This is a genomic window from Nocardia pseudovaccinii NBRC 100343 (assembly GCF_001613225.1).
Lineage (GTDB): Bacteria > Actinomycetota > Actinomycetes > Mycobacteriales > Mycobacteriaceae > Nocardia > Nocardia pseudovaccinii.
Map to the genome: position 1 here is coordinate 24,636 of NZ_BDBY01000332.1, position 7,176 is coordinate 31,811.

Annotated in this window: 8 protein-coding genes; 4 read left to right on the forward strand and 4 right to left on the reverse strand. The window is 65.2% G+C overall.

Annotated features, from left to right (window positions below):
• Positions 1–35: 35 nt before the first annotated feature.
• Positions 36–779: an AraC family transcriptional regulator gene (locus NP3_RS37110; RefSeq protein WP_063046387.1), complete on the reverse strand. Its 744-nt coding sequence runs from the start codon at positions 777–779 to the stop codon at positions 36–38.
• 69 nt (positions 780–848) lie between these two features.
• Between NP3_RS37110 and NP3_RS37115 the strand changes: the two genes are divergently transcribed.
• Positions 849–1,796, forward strand: a complete 948-nt coding sequence (locus tag NP3_RS37115) for an alpha/beta fold hydrolase (RefSeq protein ID WP_063046388.1) — start codon at positions 849–851, stop codon at positions 1,794–1,796.
• A gap of 54 nt (positions 1,797–1,850) precedes the next feature.
• Here the strand turns inward: NP3_RS37115 and NP3_RS37120 are convergent, their stop codons facing one another.
• Complete coding sequence (locus NP3_RS37120; protein WP_063046389.1) at positions 1,851–2,414, reverse strand: TetR/AcrR family transcriptional regulator; 564 nt, start codon at positions 2,412–2,414, stop codon at positions 1,851–1,853.
• Positions 2,415–2,508: 94 nt separating this feature from the next.
• Here NP3_RS37120 and NP3_RS37125 point away from each other — a divergent pair, with 94 nt between their 5' ends.
• Positions 2,509–2,928: a nuclear transport factor 2 family protein gene (locus NP3_RS37125; protein WP_063046390.1), complete on the forward strand. Its 420-nt coding sequence runs from the start codon at positions 2,509–2,511 to the stop codon at positions 2,926–2,928.
• A gap of 67 nt (positions 2,929–2,995) precedes the next feature.
• Positions 2,996–3,871: an aminotransferase class IV gene (locus NP3_RS37130; RefSeq protein ID WP_063046391.1), complete on the forward strand. Its 876-nt coding sequence runs from the start codon at positions 2,996–2,998 to the stop codon at positions 3,869–3,871.
• A gap of 251 nt (positions 3,872–4,122) precedes the next feature.
• Here NP3_RS37130 and NP3_RS37135 read toward each other — a convergent pair whose 3' ends face one another.
• Entirely contained in the window at positions 4,123–4,752 is a 630-nt protein-coding gene (locus NP3_RS37135; RefSeq protein WP_063046392.1) for a TetR/AcrR family transcriptional regulator, read from the reverse strand.
• Between the two features lie 75 nt (positions 4,753–4,827).
• Here NP3_RS37135 and NP3_RS37140 point away from each other — a divergent pair, with 75 nt between their 5' ends.
• A complete protein-coding gene (locus tag NP3_RS37140; protein ID WP_063046393.1) occupies positions 4,828–6,237 on the forward strand; it encodes an oxygenase MpaB family protein in 1,410 nt (469 codons plus the stop codon).
• A gap of 1 nt (position 6,238) precedes the next feature.
• Here the strand turns inward: NP3_RS37140 and NP3_RS37145 are convergent.
• Positions 6,239–7,176, reverse strand: a 938-nt coding sequence (locus NP3_RS37145; RefSeq protein WP_063046398.1) for a serine hydrolase domain-containing protein, incomplete at its 5' end; no start/stop codon positions are given.

A 7,176-nucleotide genomic window follows, 5' to 3' on the forward strand; every position in this document is an offset into this window, starting at 1 on the left:
GATCGTGAGATCCGAACGGCCCGTTTGCTTTTCGGTCATCTGAAATCGAATGTCACCGACGAGTTGAGCAGTGCCGTCAGTGACAGCCCGAAGGTGCGCCGGAAGGTTTCGCTCAGGTGTGACGGGGAGGCGAATCCGGCATCGGCGGCACAGCGGGTGAGGTCGTGTCCGGCGGCCAGGCTCGCGAAAACCATTCGGAGCCGCGCCCATTGGCGGTAGCGGCGGAATGTGGTGCCGGTGTGTGCGGCGAAGGTTCGTAGGAAGTGGGTTTCCGACATCCCGGCGGCATCGGCCGCGTGCTCGGCGCGGATGTGCGCGGTCGGGTCGTCACGAATGTCGCGGACAATGGCATCGATTCGGGGGTCCATGGCCGATTCCCGAACCGATATCAGGCGCTCCAGCTCGGCGACACCGGTTCGGGCGGCGGTGATGAGGACGGCTTCCGCGCTCGGATCGACAGCCGCGGACTCGACATTGCTAGCCGAAACGGTGGTGACCCCAGCGATCATCGCGATGCCGGGTTCGGCGAACAGCAATGCGATCCGGCCCTCCGAGACGATCCGGGCTGGTACCCGAGCCGGTATGAACACGCTGCGGGTGATGATCGCCTCATCCGCGGCCGTCTCCACCGCGAACGGTCCGTCCAAGCTCAGGCCGAGATACCCGATCGACGTGGCATGCATCCCGACGCCCAGTTCCGGGCCGAGATATCCGACATGTGCGGGCCGCATCCACAGCACCGGCGCACCGCAGGTTTGTGAAAGCGCGGTCCCGGTCATGTTCGTCAGGCTAATCGGTGCCCGGCGCAATCAGCCGATGCGAGCCGCGACGACAGGAGATGAACGGATATGGCAACCCAGGGAGTTACCGTGAAGCCGAGCTGGCAGACCAGGGCTATCACCGCGCTGTTGGCATCGCGCGGCCAGAAGCAGATGCTCGGCAGCGCGGAAGGGATTCATGCGGCGCTGGAAAAGCGCGACCGTCGCGTCGAAGAGGTCCGGCCCCCGGCGTTCCTGCGCAAGGCGGCGACCGTCACCCGGGATGATCTCGACGGTTGGCCCGTATTCCGGGTCACGCCGACCGCCGGACCCACCGACGTCAGCGTGGTTTTCCTGCACGGCGGCGGCTTTTTCGCCGAGATCGTGCGCCCGCACTGGAGTTTCGTCCGCGAACTCGGCGCTGCCATTCCGGCGGAGGTCGTGGTCCCCATCTATCCGCTGATCCCACATGGCAGCGCCGCAAACATGGTCGCCACCACCGCCGCGATACTCGCCCGCACGATCGAGCAGCGCGGCTCCGGTAAGACCGTGGTGATGGGCAATTCGGCGGGCGGCCTGCTGGCACTGGCGGCAGCACATGTCCTGCGCGATCAGGGTGGGCCGCAACCATCTCGGGTCGTGCTGATCTCCGCATGGCTCGACGCCACCCTTTCCGACCCGGCAGTGGCCGAGCTCGAACAGGTCGATCCGTTGCATCAGCGGCCCGGAATGGCCGAGGTGGCGCGCATCTACGCCGACGGCCTCGACCTGCGCGACCCGCGCGTCAGCCCCCTGTTCGGCCCCGTCGAAGGACTACCGCCCCTGACCATCTTTTCCGGCACCCACGAAATGGTCCTGCCCGACGCCCGAACCCTCACCCGCCGCGCCGAAGCTGCCGGGGTACGGGTCGACTACCACGAGGGCCAGGGGCTGCCGCACAACTACGCGCTCATGCCCAGCCCTGAAGGTCGTGCGGCTCGCAAGATCATCATCGACGCCTGCCGCGCGCCACGTCACGATATGTCGCCAGTCGACTAGGACAGCGCGAGTCGATAACGGTCCTGCTCACCGCGCCTTGCCCGCCCGGTTCGGTCAGTGGGGCCGTAGTCCGTCGAAGACGATCGCGAAGGTGCGGCGGCGTTGTTCCGCGGTGGTGTTGGTGGCGTTGGCGGCCAAGAAGGTGCCCTTGACGACGCGCATGAGGTCGTCGATATCGATATCGCGTCGTACGTCCCCGGATTGTTGTGCACGGGTGAGTAATTGGGCGATGGCGCCCCTCAGATCGTGGGCGGGTCTGCGACTTTCGGGGGCGTCGGCGCCCACCGCTTCGGCCAGGTCGCGTTTGACGGTGCCCTCGGCGACCATGCGGTCGAGGAAGTCGAAGAAGACTTTGCCGGGGTCGGGGGCGGTGGCGAGTTCGCGGGCATAGGTGATCATTCGCTCGACGCGGTCGACGATCGCGGCTTCGAAAAGGGCTTCTTTGGTGGGGAAGTGGCGGTAGACGGTGCCCGCGCCGACGCCCGCGCGGCGGGCGATTTCGTCGAGCGGGACCGCAATGCCCTCGGCGGCGAAGGCCTCCTGTGCGGCGGCGAGTACGCGGTCGCGATTGCGGCGCGCGTCGGCGCGTAGCGGGCGCGGTTCCTCGCGATAGGTCATGAGGGCTGAGTTTACTGGAGGCATTGACAAGCGGGGCGATCGTTCCGGATGATAAGCGGGGTCAACGTTCCGCTTATTTGAAGCAGGTGTTTTCATGGTGGAGACTTCGGTGGAAAGCCCTCGTGAACTGGTCGAACGGCTGTTCCGGGAGCTGCCAGCGCGCGATGCCGACGCATTCGTCGAACTGCTCGCCCCGGATGCGGTGTTCGAGATCCCCTTCGTGATTCCCGGAATGCCGAACCGGCTGGTCGGGCGCGAGGAGATACGCGCGCATCTCGCGCAGCGCTGGTCCGGAATTTCGCGAATCGAGGTGCACGGGATCTATCCACAGGTGTACGAAACAGCCGATCCCGAGGTGGTTTTCGTGGAGAACGAGGTGGATATGACGGTGCCCGGCGCCGAGCGGGCGCGAGTTCGCACCTCCGTCAATGTCGTACGGGTCCGCGACGGCAAGATCACGCTGTTCCGCGACTACATGGATACGGCGCGTTTCGCCCGGCTTGTGGAGAACTGACCCGGCAGGCCCGGGTGGGCCGAAATTCCCCTCGCTCCGCCCGGGTGCCCACTGCTAGCCTGCGCCGATGGCGAATCCTTATCCACAGGTGTACTTCGGCGACCGGCTCATCGACGCGGAACAGGCGTCGGTCGCGGTCGCATCGTCAGCAGTGTTGTACGGGCTCAGCGTGTACACAGTGTTCCCAGTGCTTGTGGATGGATCGGCACGCACCGCATTTCGGCTCGACGACCATTTCCGGCGACTCGAGGAATCCTGCAAGATCATCGGCATCGACCGGTTCGCCGCCGAATGGGACTTCGCCCGATTCCGCACGGCGATCATCGACCTGGCAGCGGCCAATGCGCCGATCGAGGACGTATTCGTCCGCGCGACAGTGCATGTCGTCGAATCGATTCCGGGCACCCGGGTGCGCGGCTGCGCCATCCAGGTCAGCATTTTCGTCTACGACGCGGTGCCGATCGTGCCCCAGGACGGTATGCGGCTGAAATCCAGTCCATGGCGGCGCATTCCGGACAATGCGATTCCCTCGCGGGCGAAAGTCAATGGCGCGTACGTCAATTCGGTACTCGCCAAACAGGACGCGATCGACAGCGGCTACGACGACTGCATCTTCCTCGACGGCAACGGCCACGTGTGCGAACTCAGCGCCGCCAATATCTTCCTCGTCCGCAACGGCACCCTGATCACGCCGGACGTGTCCTGCGACATCCTCGACGGCATCAACCGCCGCACCATCCTCACCCTCGCCGCGGAAGACGGCATGCCGATCGTCGAACGCACCATCGACCTCACCGAGCTCTATATAGCCGACGAAGTCTTCGTCACCGGCACCTCATCCGGCACCTCCCCGGTCGCCGAAGTCGACGGCCGTCTGATCGCCGACGGCCGCCCCGGCCCCCTCACTCAAACCCTCCGCAAACGCCACACCACCCCCCTCTGACGCTCCCGCAGAAGCCGTCACTACCTCGCACAACGTCTATACCGTGTGCGAGGTGGTCGCCTGCTGTGCGACGCGCTCAATTCCATTGCGTTGAGCGGGATTCCTTCCGCACAGGGCAGCTCGGTGTGTGATCCCGGCGCTGCCGTGGCTACCTCACGCAGCGTTACCGTGTGCGAGGTCGGCGCGATGCGAGGTGCGCGATCCTGGCAGTGCGGGATTCCCTGGCGGGTCCAAGGGCGGGATCGGAGGCATCACAAGCGTTCGAGGGCGGCGATGGTGCCGAGGAACAGTTCCACGTTGTCGTGCACGAATTCGTCGCGGGGGTAGGGCAGCGCCTGCTGGATCCAGGCGGTGACAGTGTCGCCGAACGCGCCGACCAGAAAGCGTGCGGTGAGGTCGATGGCGGGATCGTCCGGAGCGCGGTCGGGAACCAGCTGCGCCAGGATTCCGCGGAACGCACGCGACACATCCTCCGAGCGCGCCAGCCGCCGCTCGGCCACGGCCGGATGCCCATATGCCTTGGTGGACAGGATCTTTCCCTTGGCGGGCGCGGCCAGGAAGAAATCGACCATGGCGTCGACCACCGCGTCGACCTGTGCCCGACGGTCCGGTGCCGCGCTCGCGGCGGCCGCACCGACGGCGCTCGAGAACTGGCGAAAAGCCAGCTCGAATGCGGCCCCGATCAGATCGTCGAGATCGGTGAAACTCTCGTACACGAACCGGGTGGACAGTCCGGCGGCTTTGGCGACCGTGCGGATCGTCAGTCCGGCCGCGCCCTCGGTCGCCATTACCTCGAAGGCGGCCTCCAAGAGCTGGTCACGACGGGTCGCGCGTCGCTGATCGGCCGATATCCCGCCGTAGGTGCGCGCCGTGGATGCCATCCGCCAATCTTGACACATTTGTTTCCTGAATCTAGCTTGATTCGAGAGACAACTGGTTCCCAATTGAGGGTGAGCATGACCGGACTCGCCGAAGCGTCCGATCTGAACGCATCGCACGCCGACCTACCCGGCCTGAGCAGGGACTCGCTGACCGCCCGCCTCGCCGCACACCGGCGGTTGATCATGCTCGCCCCGAGCGCATTGTTGCTGCAGGTAGCGCATCCGGTAATCGGCTCGGGCGTGGCCGAACACTCGATCTTCAAGACCGATCCGATCGGCCGATTCGACCGCTCGTACTGGCCGACTCTCGCCCTGGCCTTCTACTGCGACGACTCCGCCGCCTACGGCCGCGACATCCGTGCCATGCACAAGGGCATCGACGGTGTCGATCACGCGGGTCGGCGCTATCACGTCTGGGAACCCGAGGCCTACTTCTTCGTCCTGGCCACCGCACATTGGGCCACCGAAATCGTCGCGACTCGTTTCGGTTCCGGACTCACCGAGTCGCAGCGCGCCGACCTGTACGACGGCTGGCGGCACACCGCATTGCTGGCGGGACTCCCGGAACGCGCTGTGCCCGAGGATCTTTCCGCCTTCGAGGCATGGTTCGACCGGGTTGTGCGCGAGCGGCTCGAATATCACCCGAGCGTCGGCGATGTGCTGGAGAAGATGTCTCGACCGCGGGTGCACGCGCCGATCCCGGTTTGGCTGTGGAAGCTCGTCATGTGGCGAATCGTCGGACCGCTGGCGGTCTGGGTGAATACCGGTGTGCTGCCGCCGATCCTGCGTGAGCGGCTCGGCCTCGAATGGACCGCGCGCGACGAGCGGTGGTTGCGCCGCTACGCCGTCGTGATCCGTGGCGTAGATCGAGTGCTGCCAGGACCGGTCCGCACCATCACCCGCGTCGTCGCGCTGTGGCGGAAAGATCAGATCATGAACAAACATTCGACGTGCGGCGGAGTCGGCGTGAGCAACACTGCGGAAAGCAGCATTGTGCGCCTGCCGAATCCCCTGAACAGCCCCATGCCCGACGGTCCGCTGCCGCCACATGTGGACGGCTGCTTCGGCTGTGGACCACGGAATCCGGCGGCCGTTGGCATCGCACTGAACCTCGAAAATGACCGCATCATCGGCCATTTCACCCTTGATGAACGCCACCAGGGCGCTCCGGGCGTCGCACATGGCGGTGTCATCGCGGCCGTACTCGACGAGGCGTCCGGCACGGTGCCGACAGCCATGTGCGTCCCAGCGGTCACCGCCAAGCTCGAGGTGAACTATGTGCGCCCCGCACCGCTGCATCGTCCGATGATCGTGACCGCGATCCTCGATCGGCGCGAAGGCGAGCGCAAACTGCATATCCACGCCCGCCTCGAACACGGCGGTGAACTCGTCGCCGAGGGTAATGCCCTGTTCATCGCGGTCTCGCCGGATCATTTCTTCGCGCAGGGTGCTGAGGAAGGCGATATCCCTTTCTTCGGCGTGTGATTCAGCGGATGCCCGGCGTGCGCGGATCCGGACCGAGGCAGACCAGAATGGCGCACCCGGGTGCGGTATCGGCGAACGGTGGCGCCAATGGATAGTTCAGGCAGCTGAAGACATTGCAGTCCGGATATGCCGCAGGTCCGATGCCGAAGACCGCGAGCAGCAGATTCGTATCCACGAACCGCCTCGGATCCAGACGCAGCGGCGGCTCCACATACGGACCCGGATCGGGCACCGGACGGACTTCGAAGGCACCGAACAGCCGACGGAAGAATTCGTACGGCAGCTCCTCGGTGTTCTGCACGATCCCCGAAATACCCTCGTTGCTGACATTTCCGAAGACTCCGGTCCACACCACCGTCAAATCCAGGCTCGGCATGATGAAGACGTTCTGCATGCCGAGCCCCGACATCGAGTAGATGTCGGCGGGCAGGTAGGCGGCGGTCTCGGCGCATCCCGGTCCGACCCAGAACAGATAGCCGTAGCAATCGTTCGCCGCTGACGGTTGGCGTGCCTTGCGCAGATACGTCTCGGAGACGATTTGCTGCCTGCCCCAGCTGCCGTTATTGCTCACCAGCAGTCCGAGCTTGGCGAAATCGTTCGGCGGGATCATCAGATGCGCGTATCCGTAGGTGTGCCCGGCGCGGTCGCGCGCCCAGTAGTAATCGCCGCGTTCGATGCCGAGCGGATCGAAAAGCTCACGCTGCGCGAACTGCTGCAGTGGTTCCCCGACGGCCAATTCGATGACGTAGGCGAGCAGATCGACATTGCGCTGGCTGTAGCTGAATGCCACGCCCGGCGGATTGTCCAACGGCACTCCGAGCGCCTGCACGGCACTATTCGGATCGATCGGAATCACCCCGGTGACGCCCTCGGTGAGCACGCCCACCTTCATGCCGGAGGTTTCGGTCAGCAGATTCTCCACGGTGATCGACCGATGTC